The organism is Streptomyces sp. NPDC006332, assembly GCF_040612855.1.
Classification (GTDB): Bacteria; Actinomycetota; Actinomycetes; order Streptomycetales; family Streptomycetaceae; genus Streptomyces.
Genome location: NZ_JBEXRA010000004.1, coordinates 31,671 through 52,477 on the forward strand (window position 1 = coordinate 31,671; position 20,807 = coordinate 52,477).

Annotated in this window: 15 protein-coding genes, 4 tRNA genes, 1 other RNA gene and 1 pseudogene; 10 read left to right on the plus strand and 11 right to left on the minus strand. The window is 70.3% G+C overall.

The genetic code is table 11. The features are described from left to right. Positions 1-117: 117 nt before the first annotated feature. The 4 genes and pseudogenes from ABZ027_RS05170 to purS all read right to left on the minus strand — a co-directional run. Positions 118-225: pseudogene (locus tag ABZ027_RS05170) on the minus strand (ArsR family transcriptional regulator); the annotation flags it as partial. A gap of 102 nt (positions 226-327) precedes the next feature. Beyond that, positions 328-2,586, minus strand: coding sequence for a phosphoribosylformylglycinamidine synthase subunit PurL (gene purL, locus ABZ027_RS05175; protein WP_356764508.1), 2,259 nt, complete (start codon positions 2,584-2,586; stop codon positions 328-330). Further along, positions 2,583-3,287, minus strand: coding sequence for a phosphoribosylformylglycinamidine synthase subunit PurQ (gene purQ / locus ABZ027_RS05180; RefSeq protein ID WP_356764510.1), 705 nt, complete (start codon positions 3,285-3,287; stop codon positions 2,583-2,585). The genes purL and purQ overlap by 4 nt, the downstream gene beginning before the upstream one ends. Continuing rightward, the gene (purS, locus tag ABZ027_RS05185; protein ID WP_356764512.1) at positions 3,284-3,547 is read right to left on the minus strand and encodes a phosphoribosylformylglycinamidine synthase subunit PurS; all 264 of its coding nucleotides are present in this window, start codon (positions 3,545-3,547) and stop codon (positions 3,284-3,286) included. The genes purQ and purS overlap by 4 nt, the downstream gene beginning before the upstream one ends. 351 nt (positions 3,548-3,898) lie before the next feature. On the opposite strand from purS, the gene ABZ027_RS05190 reads away from it, so the two are divergent. From ABZ027_RS05190 to ABZ027_RS05225, 8 genes are all read left to right on the plus strand, one after another. Next, entirely contained in the window at positions 3,899-4,216 is a 318-nt protein-coding gene (locus ABZ027_RS05190) for an Lsr2 family protein (protein WP_356764513.1), read from the plus strand. A gap of 135 nt (positions 4,217-4,351) precedes the next feature. Next, positions 4,352-4,423: transfer RNA gene (locus tag ABZ027_RS05195), tRNA-Gly, on the plus strand. 80 nt (positions 4,424-4,503) lie between these two features. Next, positions 4,504-4,579, plus strand: a tRNA-Gly gene (locus ABZ027_RS05200). A gap of 153 nt (positions 4,580-4,732) precedes the next feature. Continuing rightward, positions 4,733-5,728, plus strand: coding sequence for an ABC transporter ATP-binding protein (locus tag ABZ027_RS05205; protein ID WP_356764515.1), 996 nt, complete (start codon positions 4,733-4,735; stop codon positions 5,726-5,728). Then, positions 5,725-6,504, plus strand: a complete 780-nt coding sequence (locus ABZ027_RS05210) for an ABC transporter permease (RefSeq protein WP_356764517.1) — start codon at positions 5,725-5,727, stop codon at positions 6,502-6,504. The genes ABZ027_RS05205 and ABZ027_RS05210 overlap by 4 nt, the downstream gene beginning before the upstream one ends. Positions 6,505-6,558: 54 nt before the next feature. Continuing rightward, complete coding sequence (locus ABZ027_RS05215; protein WP_356764518.1) at positions 6,559-7,914, plus strand: histidine kinase; 1,356 nt, start codon at positions 6,559-6,561, stop codon at positions 7,912-7,914. Continuing rightward, on the plus strand, positions 7,911-8,525 hold the full coding sequence (locus tag ABZ027_RS05220) for a response regulator transcription factor (RefSeq protein ID WP_356764519.1): 615 nt from the start codon (positions 7,911-7,913) through the stop codon (positions 8,523-8,525). Before ABZ027_RS05215 ends, ABZ027_RS05220 begins: the two co-directional genes overlap by 4 nt. A gap of 23 nt (positions 8,526-8,548) precedes the next feature. Continuing rightward, positions 8,549-8,621 (plus strand) — tRNA-Gly (locus ABZ027_RS05225). A 109-nt stretch (positions 8,622-8,730) separates the two neighbouring features. On the opposite strand, the gene ABZ027_RS05230 is transcribed toward ABZ027_RS05225, so the two are convergent. The 4 genes from ABZ027_RS05230 to purD all read right to left on the minus strand — a co-directional run bounded on the left by ABZ027_RS05230 (position 8,731) and on the right by purD (position 15,181). Beyond that, the gene (locus ABZ027_RS05230) at positions 8,731-9,630 is read right to left on the minus strand and encodes a phosphoribosylaminoimidazolesuccinocarboxamide synthase (RefSeq protein WP_356764521.1); all 900 of its coding nucleotides are present in this window, start codon (positions 9,628-9,630) and stop codon (positions 8,731-8,733) included. Positions 9,631-9,767: 137 nt separating this feature from the next. Beyond that, positions 9,768-11,294, minus strand: coding sequence for a N,N-dimethylformamidase beta subunit family domain-containing protein (locus ABZ027_RS05235; protein WP_356764523.1), 1,527 nt, complete (start codon positions 11,292-11,294; stop codon positions 9,768-9,770). Positions 11,295-11,635: 341 nt separating this feature from the next. Continuing rightward, positions 11,636-13,600, minus strand: coding sequence for a hypothetical protein (locus ABZ027_RS05240; RefSeq protein WP_356764525.1), 1,965 nt, complete (start codon positions 13,598-13,600; stop codon positions 11,636-11,638). A 303-nt stretch (positions 13,601-13,903) separates the two neighbouring features. Next, complete coding sequence (purD, locus tag ABZ027_RS05245; RefSeq protein ID WP_356764527.1) at positions 13,904-15,181, minus strand: phosphoribosylamine--glycine ligase; 1,278 nt, start codon at positions 15,179-15,181, stop codon at positions 13,904-13,906. A gap of 269 nt (positions 15,182-15,450) precedes the next feature. Here purD and ABZ027_RS05250 point away from each other — a divergent pair, with 269 nt between their 5' ends. After that, the gene (locus ABZ027_RS05250; protein WP_356764529.1) at positions 15,451-16,680 is read left to right on the plus strand and encodes an RNA-guided endonuclease TnpB family protein; all 1,230 of its coding nucleotides are present in this window, start codon (positions 15,451-15,453) and stop codon (positions 16,678-16,680) included. Between the two features lie 57 nt (positions 16,681-16,737). On the opposite strand, the gene ABZ027_RS05255 is transcribed toward ABZ027_RS05250, so the two are convergent. Further along, entirely contained in the window at positions 16,738-19,230 is a 2,493-nt protein-coding gene (locus ABZ027_RS05255; RefSeq protein ID WP_356764531.1) for a DNA polymerase III subunit gamma and tau, read from the minus strand. Positions 19,231-19,431: 201 nt separating this feature from the next. Next, positions 19,432-19,522: signal recognition particle sRNA small type (gene ffs / locus ABZ027_RS05260), an RNA gene on the minus strand. 75 nt (positions 19,523-19,597) lie between these two features. Between ffs and ABZ027_RS05265 the strand changes: the two genes are divergently transcribed. Continuing rightward, positions 19,598-19,685: transfer RNA gene (locus tag ABZ027_RS05265), tRNA-Ser, on the plus strand. A gap of 5 nt (positions 19,686-19,690) precedes the next feature. On the opposite strand, the gene ABZ027_RS05270 is transcribed toward ABZ027_RS05265, so the two are convergent. Further along, the gene (locus ABZ027_RS05270) at positions 19,691-20,806 is read right to left on the minus strand and encodes a site-specific integrase (RefSeq protein ID WP_356764533.1); all 1,116 of its coding nucleotides are present in this window, start codon (positions 20,804-20,806) and stop codon (positions 19,691-19,693) included. Between the last annotated feature and the right edge of the window lies 1 nt (position 20,807).

Genomic DNA, 20,807 nt, shown 5'->3' on the forward strand with positions numbered 1-20,807 from the left:
ATCTCGCGGTTGGGCGGGACGCGGAGGCACTGCCGGTGGGAGACCAGGCCTTGTGCGGTGTCCGGATCCGGCCGTCCATCAGCCGACCTTTCGTGAGCGTCCCCCCGGGTCCACTGACAGGTGGTTCAGGGCCGGCAGTTCGGCGGCGGTACGGCGACCGCCGAGGATCTCGCCCAGCAGCCGCAGCCGGACCGGGTGACCGAGCGCGGCGAACGACTCGGCGGCCAGGGGCCGCCCCGTCACAGCCGCGCACGGGCGACGAAGGCCCCGCCCGTCGAAACGGGCGGGGCCTCCACAGCCGTACGGCCGGCAGCAGGCGGACCAGGCCTACGCGAGCAGCGCCGGGATGGTGTCCTCGTGTGCCGTGCGCAGCTCCTCCAGGGAGAGCGCGAACTCGCCCTGGACCTCCACACAGTCTCCGTCGACGACACCGATGCGGGTGACGGGCAGACCCCGCGCACCGCACATGTCGTTGAAGCGGACCTCTTCCGAACGCGGGACGGCGACGACCGCGCGGCCCGCCGACTCCGAGAACAGGAAGGTGAACGCGTCGAGACCGTCCGGCACGATCAGCCGTGCGCCCTTGCCGCCGAGCAGCGCCGACTCGACCACGGCCTGGACCAGACCGCCGTCGGACAGGTCGTGCGCGGAGTCGATCATGCCGTCGCGGGAGGCGGAGATCAGGATCTCGGCCAGCAGCCGCTCACGCTCCAGGTCGACCTCGGGCGGCAGGCCACCGAGGTGGTCGTGGACGACCTGCGACCAGGCCGAACCGCCGAACTCGGCACGCGTGTCGCCCAGGAGGTAAAGCAGCTGGCCCTCCTCCTGGAAGGCGACCGGGGTGCGCCGGGCCACGTCGTCGATGACGCCGAGGACCGCGACCACCGGGGTCGGGTGGATGGCCGCCTCGCCGGTCTGGTTGTACAGGGAGACGTTGCCGCCGGTCACCGGGGTGCCGAGCTGCTGGCAGGCGTCGGCGAGACCGCGGATGGCCTCCGCGAACTGCCACATCACCGCCGGGTCCTCGGGCGAACCGAAGTTCAGGCAGTCGGAGACCGCGAGCGGCTTGGCGCCGGTCGTCGCCACGTTGCGGTAGGCCTCGGCGAGGGCCAGCTGGGCGCCCGTGTACGGGTCCAGCTTGGCGTACCGGCCGTTGCCGTCCGTCGCGATGGCGACGCCGAGGCCGGTCTCCTCGTCGATGCGGATCATGCCCGAGTCCTCGGGCTGGGCCAGCACCGTGTTGCCCTGCACGAAGTGGTCGTACTGCGAGGTGATCCAGGACTTGGAGGCCTGGTTCGGCGAGGACACCAGCTTCAGGACCTGGTCCTTCAGCTCCTCGCTCGTCGCCGGCCGCGGCAGCTTGTTCGCGTCGTCCGCCTGCAGCGCGTCCTGCCACTGCGGGCGGGCGTACGGGCGCTCGTAGACCGGGCCGTCGTGCGCCACCGTGCGCGGGTCGACGTCGACGATCTTGCCGCCGTGCCAGTAGATCTCCAGACGGTCGCCGTCGGTCACCTCACCGATGACCGTGGCGATGACGTCCCACTTGTCGCAGATCTCCAGGAACCGGTCGACCTTCTCCGGCTCGACGACCGCGCACATGCGTTCCTGCGACTCGCTCATGAGGATTTCCTCGGGCGAGAGCGTCGAGTCACGCAGCGGAACGTCGTCCAGCGTCACGCGCATGCCGCCGGAGCCGTTGGAGGCGAGCTCGGAGGTGGCACAGGACAGACCGGCCGCGCCGAGGTCCTGGATGCCGACGACCAGCTTCTCCTTGAAGGCCTCCAGGGTGCACTCGATGAGCAGCTTCTCCTGGAAGGGGTCGCCGACCTGGACCGCGGGCCGCTTGGACGGCTTGGCGTCGTCGAAGGTCTCGCTCGCCAGGATGGACGCGCCGCCGATGCCGTCGCCGCCGGTGCGGGCCCCGTACAGGATGACCTTGTTGCCCGCGCCGGACGCCTTCGCGAGGTGGATGTCCTCGTGCCGCATGACACCGATGGCACCGGCGTTGACCAGCGGGTTGCCCTGGTAGCAGGCGTCGAAGACGACCTCGCCGCCGATGTTGGGCAGACCCAGGCAGTTGCCGTAGCCGCCGATGCCCGCGACGACACCCGGCAGCACGCGCTTGGTGTCGGGGTGGTCGGCGGCGCCGAAACGGAGCGGGTCCACGACGGCGACCGGCCTGGCACCCATCGCGATGATGTCGCGCACGATGCCGCCGACACCGGTCGCGGCGCCCTGGTAGGGCTCCACGTACGACGGGTGGTTGTGCGACTCGACCTTGAAGGTGACCGCGTAGCCCTGGCCGACGTCCACGACGCCCGCGTTCTCGCCGATGCCGACGAGCAGCGCGTCGGACTGGGGGGCCTTCTCGCCGAACTGGCGCAGGTGCACCTTGGACGACTTGTAGCTGCAGTGCTCGGACCACATGACCGAGTACATGGCGAGCTCGGCGCCGGTCGGGCGGCGGCCGAGGATCTCCACCACCCGCTCGTACTCGTCCTTCTTCAGTCCGAGTTCGGCCCAGGGCAGCTCGACGTCGGGGGTCGCGGTCGCGTGCTCGACCGTGTCCAGAGGCGTCCTGCTCATGCGCCCACCAGCTTCTTGAGGATCGAGGTGAAGAAGGGGAGACCGTCGGTGCGGCCGGAGCCGATGAGCGGCTCCACGGCGTGCTCCGGGTGCGGCATCAGGCCTACGACGTTGCCGGCCTCGTTGGTGATGCCGGCGATGTCCCGGAGGCTGCCGTTGGGGTTGCCGTATCCGGCAGCGGCGTCGCCACGGACGACGTACCGGAAGGCGACGCGGCCCTCGGCCTCCAGCTTGTCCAGGGTGTACTCGTCGGCGACGTACCGGCCGTCCATGTTCTTCAGCGGGATGTTGATCTCCTGGCCGGCCTCGTAGTCGGTCGTCCAGGCGGTGTCCGCGTTCTCCACCCGCAGCTTCTGGTCGCGGCAGATGAAGTGGAGGTGGTCGTTGCCGAGCATCCCGCCGGGAAGCAGGTGGGCCTCGGTGAGGATCTGGAACCCGTTGCAGATACCGAGGACCGGCAGCCCGGCCTTCGCCTGCTCGATGAGGGTCTCCATCACCGGCGAGAAGCGGGCGATCGCACCGGCGCGCAGATAGTCGCCGTAGGAGAAACCACCGCACAGCACCACGGCGTCGACCTGATGAAGGTCCTTGTCCTTGTGCCACAGGGCGACCGGCTCGGCGCCCGCGAGACGGATCGCACGCTGCGTGTCCCGGTCGTCAAGACTGCCCGGGAAAGTGACGACGCCAATACGAGCGGTCACTTCGCGGCCTCCGCGACTTCCTCCACCTTGACGGTGAAGTCCTCGATCACGGTGTTGGCGAGGAAAGATTCCGCAAGATCGTGGATGCGGGCGAGCACGGCCTCGTCGACCGTCCCGTCAACTTCCAGTTCGAATCGCTTTCCCTGACGTACGTCGGAGATCCCTTCGAAACCCAGCCGCGGCAGTGCGCGCTGCACCGCCTGGCCCTGGGGGTCGAGGATCTCCGGCTTGAGCATGACGTCGACTACGACGCGTGCCACTGGCACTCCCGGTGTTGTGGTGCTGAGCAGGTTCCTGCAGGTGCCTTCAGACTACCCGTACAAAATTTCTACGCGGGTAGAGTTGTAGGAATCTACGTGACGGCTGTCACGATCCGGTATCGGAGCCGGAGCTTCACGAAAAGTTCAGGGAAAGATCCCGGATCGATGCACCAGACCTATTGCGCCGAGGACACGCGGACAGATTTAGTCGGGCTTCACATTGCAATGCCGGGCACTGTACAAATGAATTGTCAATAGCAGATACTTTGCCCATTAACAGGCGGACAGTCGGCATCTCCCAGACGTCTTGGCACGTCATCGCAGAGATGCCGCACGAAGGGACCGATATTCGTGGCGCAGAAGGTCGTGGTCACTCTCTTTGACGACATCGACGGCTCGGAAGCGGCGGAAACGATCGCCTTCGGACTCGACGGCAAGTCGTACGAGATCGACCTGAACCCAGCCAATGCCAAGAAACTGCGTACGGCGCTCGCGCCGTACGTGGACGCCGGCCGCAAGCGGTCGAGGTCCGGCAAGACGTACAAGCAGACGGAGGTCGCGCCGGACCCGGCGGCCGTCCGTGCTTGGGCACAGGCGAACAAGATGGACGTCCCGGCGCGCGGGCGCATCCCGAAGAAGGTCTACGAGGCGTTCGCCGCCGCACGGTGACAGCCACGGTGTGGCGCCCTCAGGAACCGTCAGCGGGCCCTGAGGGCAACCGACTTGCGTTGCACCCCACCTGATCAGCTAGAGTCTGAAGCACGCCGAGGGGCAAGGCCGAAAAGCCAAGTCCACGGAGTACATGCGGGTGTAGTTCAGTAGTAGAACATCCCCCTTCCAGGGGGAAGGCGCAGTGTGCAATTCCTGTCACCCGCTCTGCACCACTGGTCCGACCACACTTGTGGATCAGGTAGGCTGGTGCTCGCGCCGATCGGTGAGAGCCGGTCGGAGGCAATGCGGACGTAGCTCAGTTGGTAGAGCGCAACCTTGCCAAGGTTGAGGTCGCCAGTTCGAACCTGGTCGTCCGCTCCAGATCAAGACCCCGGTCGTTTCGACCGGGGTCTTTTTCGTGTATGTGCTGGGAACTGGTCTCTGGTCCTCTGGGCTCTGACCTCTGACATTTGTCATGTGCGGTGATGACAACCCGCACTGCCACCGGTCCCGGATCACCGGGAGGCTGAGGGCATGGACACCGACGAACGCGAACACGTGATCGAGGTCACTGATCTGCGCCGTGTGTACGGGGGCGGGTTCGAAGCCGTACGCGGGATCACGTTCTCCGTGCGCCGCGGCGAGGTCTTCGCGCTGCTCGGCACCAACGGCGCCGGAAAGACATCGACCGTCGAACTGCTGGAGGGACTCGCACCTCCCTCCAGCGGCCGGATACGAATCCTCGGGCACGATCCCTACACCGAGCGGCACGTCGTACGGCCGCGGACCGGGGTGATGTTGCAGGAGGGCGGCTTTCCCTCCGAACTGACCGTCGCGGAGACCGCGCGGATGTGGGCGGGCTGTGTGAGCGGGGCCCGCCCGCCACGAGAAGCGCTCGCACTCGTCGGTCTGGAGCGGCGGGCCGGCGTCCGGGTGAAGCAGCTGTCCGGAGGTGAGCGACGCCGCCTGGACCTGGCGCTCGCGCTGCTCGGCCGACCCGAGGTGCTGTTCCTGGACGAGCCGACGACCGGGCTGGACGCCGAAGGGCGTCGGGAGACCTGGGAGTTGGTGCGCGCACTGCGCGACGGCGGTACGACCGTGCTGCTGACCACGCACTACCTGGAGGAGGCCGAGGGTCTCGCCGACCGGCTGGCGATCCTTCACGCGGGTCGCACAGCGGCGGCCGGCACCCCGGCCGAGGTGACCGCCGCGCAGCCGTCCCGGATCTCCTTCGACCTGCCCGACGGATACTTCCTGGGGGATCTGCCGCCGCTCGGCGAGCTGGGGGTGTGCGGACATGAGGTGGCGGGGAGCACCGTACGACTTTTGACCCAGGAGCTTCAGCGGGCGGCCACCGGGCTGCTGGGGTGGGCGGCCGAGGCGGGGGTGGAGCTGCGGCGGCTCGATGTGCGGTCGGCCTCGCTGGAGGAGGCGTTCCTGGGGATCGCGCGGGAGGCGGCCGGATCGGCCGAGGCTGATTCGGATGATCGTGCGGACGTTTCCGCGAATGTCGAGGAGTACGCGGTATGAGCGGCGGGACCGTCACCACGGCGGCGGGGCGGGTGGGGGCCCTCGCACGGGCCGAGCTGACCCTGTTCGGACGCAGCAAGGGCACGATCGTCGCGGCCGTGTTCGTGCCGCTGGTGCTGCCGTTCAGCGTGCGGTCCGTGGTCGAGGACATGGACCTCGCGGACACCGGCCTCAGCGTCGGGCTGGTACTGCTGCCGGGAGCCGTCGGCTTCTCGCTGCTGTTCGCTGTGTACTCCGCGCTCATCGGCGTCTTCGTCGGGCGGCGCGAGGAACTCGTCCTCAAGCGGCTGCGCACCGGTGAGCTGCGGGACCGGGAGATCCTCGCCGGGGCCGCGCTGCCGTCCGTGGGAACCGGGTTGGTCCAGTCGCTGATCCTGGCGGCGGGCTGTGCCGCGCTGCTCGGCCTGCCTGCCCCCGAGGCACCCCATCTCGTCGTCGTCGGCGTGCTGTTGGGTCTGGTGATGTGCGCGTCGCTGGCGGCCGTGACGGCGAGCTTCACCCGCACGGTGGAAAGCGCGCAGGTCACCGCGCTGCCGTTGATGATGATCTCGATGGTCGGATCGGGGATCACCGTCCCGTTGGAGCTGATGCCCGACCGGCTGGCGACGGTGCTCGACCTGCTGCCGCTGACACCGGTGATCACACTCGTGCGCGGCGGGTGGAGCGGTGAGCTGTCGGTCTACGAGGCGGGGGGACCGGTGCTGACGGCCCTGGCCTGGACCGCGTTCGGCGTGTTTGCTGTACGACGGTGGTTCCGGTGGGAGCCGAGGCGCTGAGCCACCGGCACGAGAACGAGCACGAAGTACGAGGAATGGGACGGGGACAGGCGGATGCGGGGGCCGAGCGGCTGGTGGCGGCGTAAGAACACACCGGCGAAGGTGGAGACGTACACGCGGTGGTCGTTCCACTTCTTCGCGGTGCTGGAGGGCGCCACGGCCGGGCTCGCGATCCTCGGCCAGGTGAGCGGGTGGCTTGCTGCGACGCTGCTGGTGCTGGTGGGTGGGCACACCGTGCTCTGCGGGGTGACCGCTTCCCGGGCGCTGGACTGGACGCGGGGCCATCGCCCGCAGCCCGTGCGGCTGCTGTGGCTGTTGTCCGCCGTCACCGCGGGCGTCGCGGTGGCCGCTGTCGGCATCGCGGAACACGGACCGGAGGGTGAGCACGTCGACAGCGCCACGGGCGCCGTCTACGGCCTGGTTCTGACCTTCGGCGCCGGGTTCATCTCGCTCGGTGTCCGCAACCGGCGGCGCGTCTTCGCGATCGTCGGGGGCTTCGCGGGGGGCTCCGCCGTTGTGGCGTTCCCCATGGGTCTGCCCGGCACCACCGCGCTCTTCTCTGCGTTCATGGTCCTGTTCGGCGCCGGCGTACTGGCCTTCTCCGCCGTCTTCTCCCTCTGGCTCCTCGACGCCGTCTACGAACTCGACGCGGCCCGCGAGACCCGGGCCCGGCTGGCCGTCGCCGAGGAGCGGCTGAGGTTCGGCCGGGACCTGCACGACGTGGTGGGACGCGACCTCGCCGTGATCGCGCTGAAGAGCGAGCTGGCCGTCCAGTTGGCGCGGCGCGGGCGGGCCGAGGCCGTGGAGCAGATGATCGAGGTGCAGCGCATCGCGCAGGAGTCGCAGCGCGAGGTGCGGGCTGTCGTACGGGGGTACCGGGAGGTCGACCTCGCGGTCGAACTCGCCGGTGCGCAGGGCGTGTTGACGGCAGCGGGAATCCGGTCCGAGGTCACCGGCGGCGAGGTGTCCGAATTTCCGGCCGAGGTGCAGTCGGCGCTGGGGTGGGTGGTGCGGGAGGCCACGACCAACGTGCTGCGGCATGGGGACGCGGAGCGGTGCGTGGTGGTCGTCCGGGTGGTCGAAGGGTTGGTGGAAGAGCTGGTGGCGGAAGGGGAGCCGGCTGAGGGGCGGGTGGCTCAGGGGCCGCCTGGCGAGGGGCGGGCGACGACGGGCCGACGGGTGGTGCTGACCGTGGAGAACGACAGGGCGCGGGCCTCCGACGGGAGCGGTGGGTCGGGGCTGACGGGGTTGCGGGAGCGGCTCGCGGCGGTGGACGGATCGCTGGAGGCGGGGTTCACCGAGGCCGGGGGGTTCCGGGTGGTGGCCGAGGTGCCGTTGACTACGACGATGGGCGTGAAGATCACTTCGGTTGCGAGCGATACGGCGGTCATGGGTGAGGTCACGAGATGACCGCTCCCGTACGGCTCCTGCTCGCCGACGACGAGCATCTGATCCGCGGCGCGCTCGCCGCGCTGCTGTCCCTGGAGGACGATCTGTTGGTCGTGGCCGAGGCGGCCTCCGGGCCGGAAGCGCTGGCGATGGCGCTGGCGCACAAGGTCGACGTCGCCGTACTCGATCTACGGATGCCGGGGGCGGACGGTGTGAAGGTGGCCACATCCCTCCGGGCCGGGCTGCCCGACTGCCGGGTATTGATCGTGACCAGTCATGGGCGGCCCGGGCATCTGAAGCGGGCCCTGGAGGCGGGGGTGCGTGGGTTCGTGCCGAAGACCGTCAGCGCGCAGCGGCTCGCGGAGATCATCCGCACGGTGCACGCGGGAAATCGGTACGTCGACCCCGAGTTGGCCGCCGACGCGATCTCCGCCGGGGACTCGCCGCTGACCGCCCGGGAGGCGGAGGTGTTGGAGCTCGCCGTGGACGGGGCGCCGGTCGCGGAGATCGCCGAGCGGGCCGCGCTGTCGCAGGGGACCGTGCGGAACTATCTGTCGTCGGCCGTCTCGAAGCTCGGGGCGGAGAACCGTCACTCGGCTGTGCGGCTCGCGCGCGAGAAAGGTTGGGTATAGTTGCTCTCGCGCCACGGCGCAGCGCGGACGTAGCTCAGTTGGTAGAGCGCAACCTTGCCAAGGTTGAGGTCGCCAGTTCGAACCTGGTCGTCCGCTCGTATTCGAAGGCCCCGGTCACCGCGACCGGGGCCTTCGTCGTGCGTCGTGTGACGCGTGGGGCAGGCGAGAGCCCCGGCTTTCGCCGGGGCTCTCGTGTGTGGGTCGATCAGCTCCAGGCCGTGCCCGTGAGGCGCTCGTACGCCTCCAGGTACTTGGCCCGGGTCGCCTCCACGACCTCCTCGGGCAGCGGCGGCGGGGGGAGTTCGCTCTTGCGGTCCCAGCCGGACTCCGGCGAGGTCAGCCAGTCACGGACGTACTGCTTGTCGTACGACGGCTGTGCCCGGCCCGGCTGCCACTGGTCGGCCGGCCAGAAACGGGAGGAGTCCGGGGTGAGGATCTCGTCCGCGAGAACCAGGGTCTCCCCCTCGAAGCCGAACTCGAACTTGGTGTCCGCGAGGATGATCCCGCGCTCCTGGGCGATGTCCCGGCCGCGTGAGTAGACGGCGAGGGTGGCCTGGCGCAGGTTGGCGGCGGTCTCGGCGCTGACCTGACGGGCGACCTCCTCGTAGGAGACGTTCTCGTCGTGCTCGCCGACCGCGGCCTTGGTCGCGGGGGTGAAGATCGGGGCGGGGAGTTCGCTGCCGTCGACCAGGCCTTCCGGAAGGGCGAGGCCGCAGACCGTACGGGACTCGTTGTACTCGACCAGGCCCGAGCCGGTGAGGTAGCCACGGGCCACGCACTCCACCGGGACCATCTGGAGCTGCTTGCAGATCAGCGTGCGGCCGGCCCAGTCGGCGGGGGCGCCGGCGGGCAGGTCCGTGCTCAGGACGTGGTTGGGGATCAGGTCGGCGATCTGATCGAACCACCACAGGGAGAGCTGGGTGAGGACCCGGCCCTTGTCGGGGATCTCGGTCGGCAGCACCCAGTCGTAGGCGGACATGCGGTCGCTGGCGACCATCACGAGGTCGCCCGCCTCGTTCTGGTACAGCTCGCGGACCTTGCCGGTGTGCAGGTGCACCAGGCCCGGAACCTGGATCGGCTCGGGCTTTTCTACGAATCCGGACACGGTTCCTCCCCGTGGTTGAAGAAAAAGGAGCGCCCATGGGGCCCGAAGGGAGTGGTGGGGGCGACGGGCGGGCCCAACGGGGTCGATTCTCCCGTACGGGGGAGCGGTTCCGGACACGGGGACCGGCCGGTGCGTGGTCAGTCGTGTTTGCAGATGCGGTCGATGAGGTTCGCGGTGGCGCGCTGGACCCGGGTGTCGACGTGGCCCGGCCGGTCCAGGGAGGGCGCCCAGGCGAACGTCCCGGACGCGAAGACCAGCGCGCCGGAGGGGGCCCGGTAGAGGGAGGTCTCCTGGTGGCGGCGCGCGCCCTGGCGGTCGGTGTACGGGGAGTGGGCGAGCAGGACGCGGTCGTCGTGCTCGGGCAGCGGGGCGCGCGGGAAGTAGCGGTCCGCCTCGCCCGCCACCAGACCCTCGATCTCGTCGCCCTCGTGCGCGCCGGTCGCCTCCCACAGCCAGTGGTCGGCGTTGCGGACGACCAGCGGGCTGGGTTCGGGCACGTGACCGGCGTACTGGATGCCGATCAGGTGCTGCTCGGGGCGGTCGATCTCGCGCCACAGCGCGGGTTTGCCCGGTCCTCGGCGTTTGCGGCAGGTGAGCAGGCGGTCGGGGACGCCGGACGGTGAGGGACCCAACTCCACCTGCCAGTAGACGGAGTTGGCGGAGAGGAAGACGAGTGAGGTGCCGTGGTCGCGGGCCCGTTCGACGGTGCGGCGCATGGCCGCCGACCAGTACTCGTCGTGGCCGGGGAAGACCAGACCGCGGTAACGCGTGGGGTCGATGTGACCGGCGTGCAGGTCGCGGGCGTCGGCGTAGGCGAGGTCGTAGCCGTAGCGCTCGGCCCAGCGGATGAAGTCGTAGGCGTGGCCGACGTGCAGGGGGAGGCCGGCGCCCGCGTACGGGCGGTCGAAGGAGACGGTCGTCGCCGCGTCGGACTCCCCGAGCAGCCGGCCCTCCTCGTCCCAGGCGTGGTAGAAGCTGGCGCCGGTGCGGCCGTCCTCCGGGTAGAGGTTGTACGCCTGCCAGGTCACGTCAGGCAGCACGAGAAGCAGGTCCGCGGGGTGGTCGTGGCGGACGGTGAAGGGGATGTGCGAGCGGTAACCGTCGGCGGTGGTGAGGACGGCGACATACGCTCCGACACTCCAGAACGACGGGACCTGCAGGCGCCAGGACAGCCACCAGTGGTGGCAGGAGACCGTACGGTCGGCCGTGAGGGGCGGCGGCTGGACGATGCCGGGCAGCCGGGGGCTGGTGGTGATCTTGGCGGCGCCGTCACCGCCGTAGTGGCCGATGCGGTAGATGTCGACGGCGAATTCCTGCGGCGGGTCGACGGTGATGTGGAAGTCGACGGCCTCACCGGGGGCGACCGCGCCCGTGGAGGTGAAGCCCTTGATCTGGCGGTGGACGTCGTCGGCGGAGCGGGGGCTTCCGGCGCTTCGGGGGGCGGGGACGCGGTGGTGGCCGGTGCCGGCACCCCGGGTCGCACCGGGGGGAGGCTGCTGGGTGGGGTCGACGTACCAGGGGACGACCTGACCGGAGTCGTCGAAGTAGGTCACGTTGCCGCGGAGCCAGGGAACGGGGCCCTGGCCGAAGGGATCCGTCACGGCGTGCGCGAGTGCTCCCGACTCCCAGCGGCGGATCTGCTCCTGTCGCGCTCCCGATCCCATCGTCGCTTCCCTCCCTCGTGCCCCCGTTGGTGTGTCGTGTGGTGCGAGGCCTGTTGCGCGGGCTGTGGTGCGTGCGTCGTGTTGCCGTGCGGTTTGTTGCCGTGCGGTTTGGTGCCGTGCGGTTTGGTGCCGTGCGGTTTGGTGCGCGAGGCGCGAGGCGTGTGCGTGGGGCGTGCGTCATCCACCTGTCGTATGTCGCAAGCTCTTGCCATGCGCGCGAACGGTCCCAGCACATCACATTAAGCACGCGGGCTGTCACTATTCGTTGCGAATTGACCGAAAGTGGAACAAGGGAATCCGATTACCGGGAGTCATGGCCCGGGGCGGGGGCCAGGCAGCCGTCAGGTGAGGCGGACCGGCTTCTCCGGGCGTATACCCGACTCGACCAGCCAGGCTCGCAGCGGCGTGGGGTCACCTTCCTCCACGAGGCTGAGGACGCGGGAGGTCAGGTCGGTCGTCCGCTCACCGTTGACCAGCAGCGACGGCCCGTCCAGCCAGTCGAGGCCCGGTGTCGCGCCGGCGTTGTCGATGGCGGCACAGCAGACCATCGCGGTGACGTGGTCGGCGAGCAGCTCGCGTCCGGTACGGGGTGGCTGCAAGGGGAAGAGGGGCAGCATGCCACCGTCCCACAGGATGGTGTCGGGACCGCCCTGTCCGGCCGCGAGCTGGTTCCCGTCCGTCCATGGAGCGGCAGCCGCCTCCTCCCGGGCGACCTCGGCTCTGAGCCGATCGGCGAGATCGGCACCGCGCTCGCTGCCGTGGGGGAGGGTGCGGGAAGGGGCCTGGGAGGGCCTGGAGGGGTCGTGGGGGTCACGGGGGTCGTCCTGTTGGTCCGTGCCGGCAGAGCTGTCGTGCGGGGGCTGGTCGGGCTGGGGGGCGGAGGCGTAGCCGCGACGGGGATCGCCGGGGACGGCGCGGCCGTCCTCAGCAGGGTTGGTGTCGCCCTCGGCTTCGGAGTCGCCCTCGGCTTCGATGTCGCCGTTCGCAGGGTTGGACCCGAGGGGCGCGATCGTGGTGCCGTCGGTGGGCGGGGGCGGCTCGGACAGGTGGTTGATTATCCGGGCCAGGGTGGGCGCGGCAGGCGCGAGGGACGCCGGGTCGGGGGAGCGGCGGACGCCGAGGGTGTCCAGGACGCGGTCGAGACGGGCGGCGTCCGTGCGCCACTTGCGGTCGACGACCTCCTCCGGATACTCCTGCCAGCCCACCGGGGACCAGCCCGAACCCGTCTCCGCGGGACCTCCGTGGAAGAGTCTGGCGGCGAGGAGCGAGGCCGCCTCATCCACCGTGCCGGGCTCTTCCAGCAGGTCACAGGCGGGGCGCTCGCCCAGCCTGGAGGCGAAGCCCTCGGCCAGGCGGTCCCGGCGGGACAGCTCGGTCAGTGCCGCGACGACTCCCGCGTCCAGTCGGGACGGCCAGCGGCCCATGCGCCAGGCGGGCAGCGCGACCTTGGTCAGCAGCCGGTCCCAGCCCGCGTACGCGAGACCCACCTGCTCCTGGGCGACGATCCTCAGCCCGTAGTCCACAGCCTGTGCACGCTCGGCTGCCGCGGCGGCCACCCCGCGCTCCATCTCGGCGGCATGACCGCGACAGCTGCGCAGCAGAAGCCGGACGACCCAGCCGACGCCCGCGAGCACCGTACGGGTGACCGGGTCGCGGCGGGGTGCCGAGGCCACGGCCACCGCGGCGTCCAGGCCCCGCACGAAGCGGCGTGCAGCCGCTATGTCCGGGTGCGCCGAGGGCCCCGTACCGGCCACGACCGGGGCGAGGACCGCGCGCAGTTCGCCCACGCGCATCCACCACAGGAACGGGGAGCCGATGACCAGCACCGGAGCGGCGGCGGACCGTCGGGGTGCACCATGCGCGCCGGCAATCTCGTCCTGGTTCTCCCGCGGCGGCGGGCCATGGGCCGGGTGGGTACGGTCCTCCAGCCAGCTGTCGCAGTCCGGGGTGAGCGCTATCGCGGAGGGAGCGGGCACGTCGAGGCGGTCGGCGAGGTCGCGCACCATGCGGTACAGGTCGGGGGCCGACTCCTCAGCGATCGGTACCGTCGGGCTCACGGCGGGACGGGCCCGGGAGACGACCAGCGCGATGCCCGCGGCGGCGAGCAGCACGAGGACGGCGGCCGCTGTCACCGCCCAGCGGGCCCCGCTCCAGAACGGGCCCACGAGATGGTCCGTGGCGCCGCCGGCCAGCAGCACCACGGCGACGGCCGCGGGCACCAGCGCGACAGCCAGCGCCCGGCTGCGGATGCGCAGCACGGCGAGTGCCCGATGCCGCGCGGCCTGCGCGCCTACCTCCACACCCATACCTGTCACGACCGGACCTCACCCCCTCCCCGCTGTCCTGGTTGCCTGGTTCTGCCCAGCGTTGCTACTCCCCCACTGTGGCACCAGGCACTGACATCGCAATGCCGGTGGGCCAAGTGCCGGAATGCTTGCGCCGCACCATAGTTGGGGCCCCGGCCCCCGTCAGCCGGATGGGGCATCGGTCGCTCGATGGAATGGCTTTGGGGAAAGGTAGGCGACAGAAAGCAAGGATCAGGCCCCGAATCCTGAGACGGATACGGGGCCTGTCGGGTTTATCGTCGGCGGGATTTCCCGCCCGGTTTCTCAGGCGTCGGCGCCCGCACCGGTGGCCGCGTCCAGAGCCGCCTTCGCCGCGATGTCCGTGCGGTACTGGGAACCGTCGAGACCGACCCGGCCCACTGCCCGGTAGGCCCGCTCACGGGCCTCGGAGAGGTCCTTGCCGGTCGCCGTCACGGACAGGACCCGACCGCCCGCGCTCACCACGGCGTCACCGTCCTGGCGGGTGCCCGCGTGCAGGACGTACGCGTGCGGCGCGTCCTCGGCGGCCACCTCGGCCAGGCCGGTGATCGGGTCGCCGGTGCGCGGGGTGCCGGGGTAGTTGTGCGAGGCCACGACGACGGTGACGGCCGCGTCCTCGCTCCAGCGCAGGGGCTCCAGGTCGGCGAGGTTGCTGGTCGCGGCGGCCAGCAGGACACCGGCCAGCGGGGTCTTCAGGCGGGCCAGGACGACCTGGGTCTCCGGGTCGCCGAAGCGGGCGTTGAACTCGATCACCCGGACGCCGCGAGAGGTGATCGCGAGACCGGCGTAGAGCAGGCCGGAGAAGGGGGTGCCGCGACGGCGCATCTCGTCGACGGTCGGCTGCAGGACGGTCTCCATGACCTCGTCGACCAGCTTCGGGTCCGCCCACGGCAGCGGGGAGTACGCACCCATGCCGCCGGTGTTCGGGCCCTCGTCGCCGTCGAGCGCGCGCTTGAAGTCCTGCGCGGGCTGGAGCGGGAGGACCGTCGCGCCGTCGGTGATGGCGAAGAGGGAGACCTCGGGGCCGTCGAGGAACTCCTCGATGACCACGCGCTCGCAGGAGTTCGCGTGCGCCCTGGCCGCCTCGACGTCACTGGTGACGACGACGCCCTTGCCGGCGGCGAGTCCGTCGTCCTTGACGACGTACGGGGCCCCGAAGGCGTCGAGGGCCGCGTCGACCTCTTCGGGGTTCGTGCAGACGTACGAGCGGGCGGTGGGTACCCCCGCCGCGGCCATGATCTCCTTGGCGAAGGCCTTGGAGCCCTCGAGCTGCGCGGCCTCCCCGGAGGGACCGAAGACCGGAATACCGGCCGAACTCACGGCGTCGGCGACCCCGGCGACGAGCGGCGCCTCCGGGCCTACGACCACCAGGTCGGCGCCGAGCTGCGCGGCCAGCGCGGAGACGGCGGAGCCGTCCAGAGCGTCCACACCGTGCAGCTCGGCGACCCCGGCGATACCGGCGTTGCCGGGGGCGCAGTGCAGCGCGGTGACGTCGGGATCGAGGGACAGGGAGTGGCACAGGGCGTGTTCGCGGGCACCGCTACCGATGACGAGGACCTTCACGGGGGTCAGCCTAACGGGGTTTTTGTGCGGGGTTCCGAAGGGGTGGGGCTGGGAGGATTGTGGGTTCCTCCAAGGTGGGTGGGCGCGCTCGGCTACCGAGCTTCATTGGCAGTGCATTGGGCTTCAGCCCGATGGTGAAGCGAGTCTCGTGGTTGCGGCGCGGAGCGTCGCGGTGTCGTTGGGTGGAGCCGGGCGCTGCGAACAGGGAGTGAGGCGGGGAACGAGTGTTCCCGGCGACATGGGGTGTCGTGTGTTCGTACGATCACCGAATGCAGCTTCGGTATGCCTTCCGGTTGTACCCGGAGCCTGGTCAACGCGCCGCGTTGGCGCGGGCGTTCGGGTGTGCCCGTGTCGTGTTCAACGACGCGGTACGTGCCCGTGAGGATGCCCGTACGGCCCAGCAGCCTTACCCCAGTGCTGCTGTCCTGTCCCAGCAGCTGATCACCTGGGCCAAGAAGACCCCTGAACGTTCCTGGCTGGGTGAGGTGTCCTCGGTCGTCCTGCAGCAGGCTTTGCGGGACGTGGCGGCGGCGTACCGGAACTTTTTCGCCTCGCTGAAGGGCGAGCGCCGGGGTCCGAGGGTGGGTGCGCCGCGTCTCAGGTCGCGCAAGGATTCCCGGCAGGCGATCCGGTTCACCGCGAACGCCCGTTGGAAGATCACCGGGGGCGGGCGGCTGTCCCTGCCGAAGATCGGCGACGTGAAGGTGAAGTGGTCCCGGGTCCTGCCGGTGACGCCGTCGAGTGTGACGGTGATCCTGGATGCGGCAGGACGGTACTTCGCCAGCTTCGTCATCGACACCGATCCAGACACCGACCGGACCCGCTGGACGGAGTCGGACTGCGAGGCCGCGATCGGCATCGACCTGGGCCTGGCCCACTTCACGGTCCTCTCCGACGGCACGAAGATCGACTCGCCGCGGTTTCTGCGCCGGGCGGAGAAGAAACTGAAGAAGGCCCAGCGGGAGCTGTCCCGCAAGCGGAAGGGGTCGAAGAACCGGGCAAAGGCCCGGATGAAGGTCGCCCGTGCCCACGCGGCTGTGGCCGATGCGCGCAAGGAGTTCCACCATCAGCTCTCCACGAAGTTGATCCGCGAGAACCAAGCGGTCGCCGTGGAGGACCTGGCGGTATCCGGGCTCGCGCGCACCCGGCTGGCCAAAAGCGTGCACGACGCGGGCTGGGCCCAGTTCGTGACCATGCTGGAGTACAAGGCGAAAAGGTACGGCCGGACGTTCGTCAAGATCGGCCGGTTCGAGCCCACGAGTCAGGTGTGCTCCACCTGCGGTCATCGGGAGGGGCCCAAACCCCTGCACGTACGGGAATGGACCTGCCCTGCCTGCGGCACCGTCCACGACCGGGACACCAACGCCGCGATCAATGTGAAACAGGCCGTCGGACTGGCGGCATCGGCCTGCGGAGCGCCGGTAAGACCGGGACTCGTCCCGGCACAGCGCGAAGAAACAGGAAGCCACGGAACCCTCACCCGAACCTGTGCCGCGTAGCGACGCAGCAACAGATGAGGACGGCCAGAATCCTCGGGCTTCAGCCCAAGGAGCATGTCAATCGTTGGAGAACTCCTCCACCACCGTCGCTCCCAGCTCCCGGACGATGAGGTCGTAGCCGGAGAGGGCCGACTCGTCGAGGTCGGGGTCGTCGTCCTCGGGGATGTCGTCCTCGAGGGAGACCGCGCGCCGCGGTTCGGGGGCGGATTGCCGGGGGCCGGAAGCGGGGGCGGCCGTGGAGGCGGAGGCTCCCGAGGACGCGGACATCGACGACGAGGACGAGGGGGACGACGGGGGCGAGGACGGGGAAGAGGTGGGGGCGGCGGAAGGTGCGGACTGCGTGGACGCCGGGTGCTGCGGGGTCGTACCGGCACCGCCTCCCCCGTAGCCACCGCCGCCCGAGCCGTAACCGCCGGCCGGGCTGCCGCCGCCGTAGCCGCCGCTGGAACCGGAGGGTCCGCCGGGCGCCGGGGGCGCGGAGCCGCCGCCCGAGGGATCGACGATCGCCTCGATCTTCCAGTTCACGCTGAACTGCTCGACCAGTGCCTGCCGCAGTACGTCCTCGCTGCCGCTGCCCGCGAAGTTGTCACGAGCGCCGGCGTTGACGAAGCCGAGCTGGAGTGTCGTGCCGTCGAAGCCGGTGACCTGCGCGTTCTGGCTGAGCAGGATCCAGGTGAAGCGGCGGCGGTTCTTGACCGCCTCCAGGATGTTCGGCCAGAGCGTGCGAGGGTCGAGGCCGCCGGCCGGGGACGCGTGAGCGGCTGCGGCTGGGGCGGGCGGTGCGGCCGCCGGAGTCGGGGAGGGCGCGGCAGGCGGGGGTGCCGGCGCGGGCGAGGACGCGGGCTGGTTCGGCGCGGCCTGCGGGCGGCCGCCGCCCGCAGGAGCGGCGGTGGGCCAGCCGCCGGGGCGTCGAGCGCCGCCCGCGGGGGCCGCGGTGGGCCAGGCGCCCGGTGCCGGGGGCGTCGGGGCTGCGGCGTCGGGTGGGGTCGAGGAGGGGGGCGCCGCGGGGGACGGCTGGGGCTGCTGGGGGTGCGGGGACTGTCCGGGTGCCTGAGGCTGTCCGGGCTGGCCGTCGCCGCCCGGGCCGGACACCGGGGCGGAGGTCGCGCCGGTGGAAGAAACGGGCGGGGGAGAGGTCTCGGCAGGCGGTGCGACAGGGGGCGAGGCGGGGCCGTTCGGATCATTGGCCGACCCCGTGGCGGGGCCCGTACCCGGCCCCGAACCCGCAGCACGGACCGCCGCCCGAGCCGCCGCGGCCCCGCCTCCCGGTGGAACCGGTGGAGTCGACGGAGTCGACGGAGTCGACGTACTCATCGCCCCCGCCGCTCCCCCGTGCGCCTCGAGCCCCGGCACGTAGCCCATGGCGGGGGCCGCGCCGCCTGCGGAGAAGTTCACACCCCGTTCGATGCGGTCGAGGCGGGCCATGACCGAGCGCTCGTCGCCGTACGCGGCCGGCAGCAGTACGCGCGCGCAGATGAGCTCCAGCTGGAGGCGCGGCGAGTTGGCGCCGCGCATCTCGGTGAGCCCTTGGTTGACGAGGTCGGCGGCGCGGCTCAGCTCGGCGGCGCCGAAGATGCCGGCCTGGGCCTGCATCCGTTCGATGACGTCGACGGGGGCGTCGATGAGCCCCTTCTCGGCGGCGTCCGGCACGGCGGCGAGGATCACCAGGTCCCGTAGCCGCTCCAGCAGGTCGGCGACGAACCTCCGGGGGTCGTTGCCGCCCTCGATGATGCGGTCGACCACCTCGAAGGCGGCGGCGCCGTCACCGGTGGCGAAGGCCTCGACGACGGAGTCGAGGAGTGAGCCGTCGGTGTACCCGAGCAGTGAGGTCGCCATGGCGTACGTCACGCCGTCCGCACCCGCGCCGGCCAGCAGCTGGTCCATGACGGACATCGAGTCACGTACGGAACCCGCGCCCGCGCGCACCACCAGCGGCAGCACGCCGTCCGCGACGGGGATGTCCTCGCGTCCGCAGACCTCTCCGAGGTAGTCGCGCAGGGTCCCCGGGGGCACCAGCCGGAACGGGTAGTGGTGGGTCCGCGAGCGGATGGTCCCGATGACCTTCTCCGGCTCGGTGGTGGCGAAGATGAACTTGAGGTGCTCCGGGGGCTCCTCCACGACCTTGAGCAGCGCGTTGAAGCCGGCCGACGTGACCATGTGGGCCTCGTCGATGATGTAGATCTTGTACCGGCTGCCGGCGGGCCCGAAGAAGGCCTTCTCCCGGAGCTCACGCGCGTCGTCCACACCACCGTGCGAAGCGGCGTCGATCTCGATGACGTCGATGGACCCCGGCCCGTTGCGCGCCAGGTCACGGCACGACTGGCACTCCCCGCACGGTGTGGGCGTCGGCCCCTGCTCGCAGTTCAGGCAGCGCGCCAGGATCCGCGCGCTGGTCGTCTTCCCGCACCCGCGCGGACCGCTGAACAGGTACGCGTGATTGACCCGGTTGTTACGCAGCGCCTGCTGCAGCGGGTCGGTTACATGCTCCTGCCCGATGACCTCGGCGAACGACTCCGGGCGATAGCGGCGGTACAGCGCGAGAGACGACACACATACGAGGTTATAGGCGCCCACTGACAACGCGGACCGCCCAGATACCTCAAGCTTCGGGACGCCGTCCCCGCGACGCCGACGGGCCGAAAACCCAGGCGTTCAGTGCGGCGCCGGGTGGCCTGCTACCGGCATCTCGTCCGTGACATGCCTTCATCAGCCAACAGCACTGTGCGCCGCCCTCGCAGCGCGCGGAACGCAGAAGACCCCCCACGCACCCGCCAGAGCCAACCTACCCTTGCTGCCTTCCGGCCCTGGGGGAGTTCAGTCAGATAGCGCCGCGTGAGGGGCTGGCCCCAGCGTACCTGATCGCGGGGCAGCCGAACGAGTTCGCAAGCACCTCCCAACGTCATGTAATGTTCCCGGCGGAGGATTCGCCTAGAGGCCTAGGGCGCACGCTTGGAAAGCGTGTTGGGGGCAACCCCTCACGAGTTCGAATCTCGTATCCTCCGCCAGTGCCTCACCGGGCACGATGTCGAAGGGCCCCGCTGCTTGCAGCGGGGCCCTTCGTCGTTGTCCGTCTCAGTTTCCGTCTCAGTTCGTCTCTGAGTCCGTTTCGGGGAGCTCCCAGAGAGCGTCGCCGACTTGCGGCGACCTTGCGGAGCATGGTCCCCGTCACATGCATGTAGCGGGCGCGCATCCGGGCCGCTCCCCCGGGCTCCCACCCCATGATCGAGTCGATCACGACGTCAGGGACGCCGAGGATCAGGAGAACGGTGGCGGCGGTGTGGCGAGCGTCATGGAGACGGCCGTTCCGGACACCGGCATCCCGGAGCAGCCGCTTCCAGGTGTGGAAGTCGGTGTTCGGGCTCAACGCTCCGCCGACCGGCGAGGCGAATACGTACCCCTTGCCCTCCCAGTCGGCATCGGCCGCGATCCGCTCCAGCTCCTGGGCCACCTGGTGCTGGCGGAGAATCTTGATCAGCGGATCGGGCAGACCGATGGTGCGCCGTCCGGCCCGGGACTTGGTGGACTTGTGCTCGCGGCGGGTCTGCTCCCGCTCGGGACAGTAGCCCGCCTTCCGACCGCACGGATTGGCGCCGCAGCCGTGCGCGTACTTGGGGCGGATCCGGTTCTTGCGGATACGGACGTACCCCGCCGCAAGGTCGACGTCTTCCCAGTGGAGCCCGAGCGCTTCCCCTTGGCGGAGACCGAGCGCCAGGGCGACAACCCACCGGGCGCTGTTGCGACGCTTGGCCGCTTCGACGAGGAGACTCTGCACCTCTTCGATCGTGTAAGGCTCGATGTCCTCTTCTTCGAGACGAGGAGCCTTGGCGATCTCGGCCGCATTGGTGACGACGTGGCCGCGTCGCACGGCCTCACCGAGGGCGACCCGGATCGTTCGGTGAGCGTGGTGGGCGGTGCCGGCGGAGTTCCCGGACGCCTGCATCTTCCGGTAGAAGCGTTCGAGGTGCTCCGGCTCCAGGCGGTCGAGCCTGTGAGCGCCCAGGACGGGGACGAAGTGAACGCGTACGTCGACCTCGTACCCGTCGTACGTGTTCTCGGAGACGTACGGCTTGGCGATGTTCTCGGCCCAGTACTCAAGCCAGCTCTCGACCGTTGAGGAGTAACCCAAA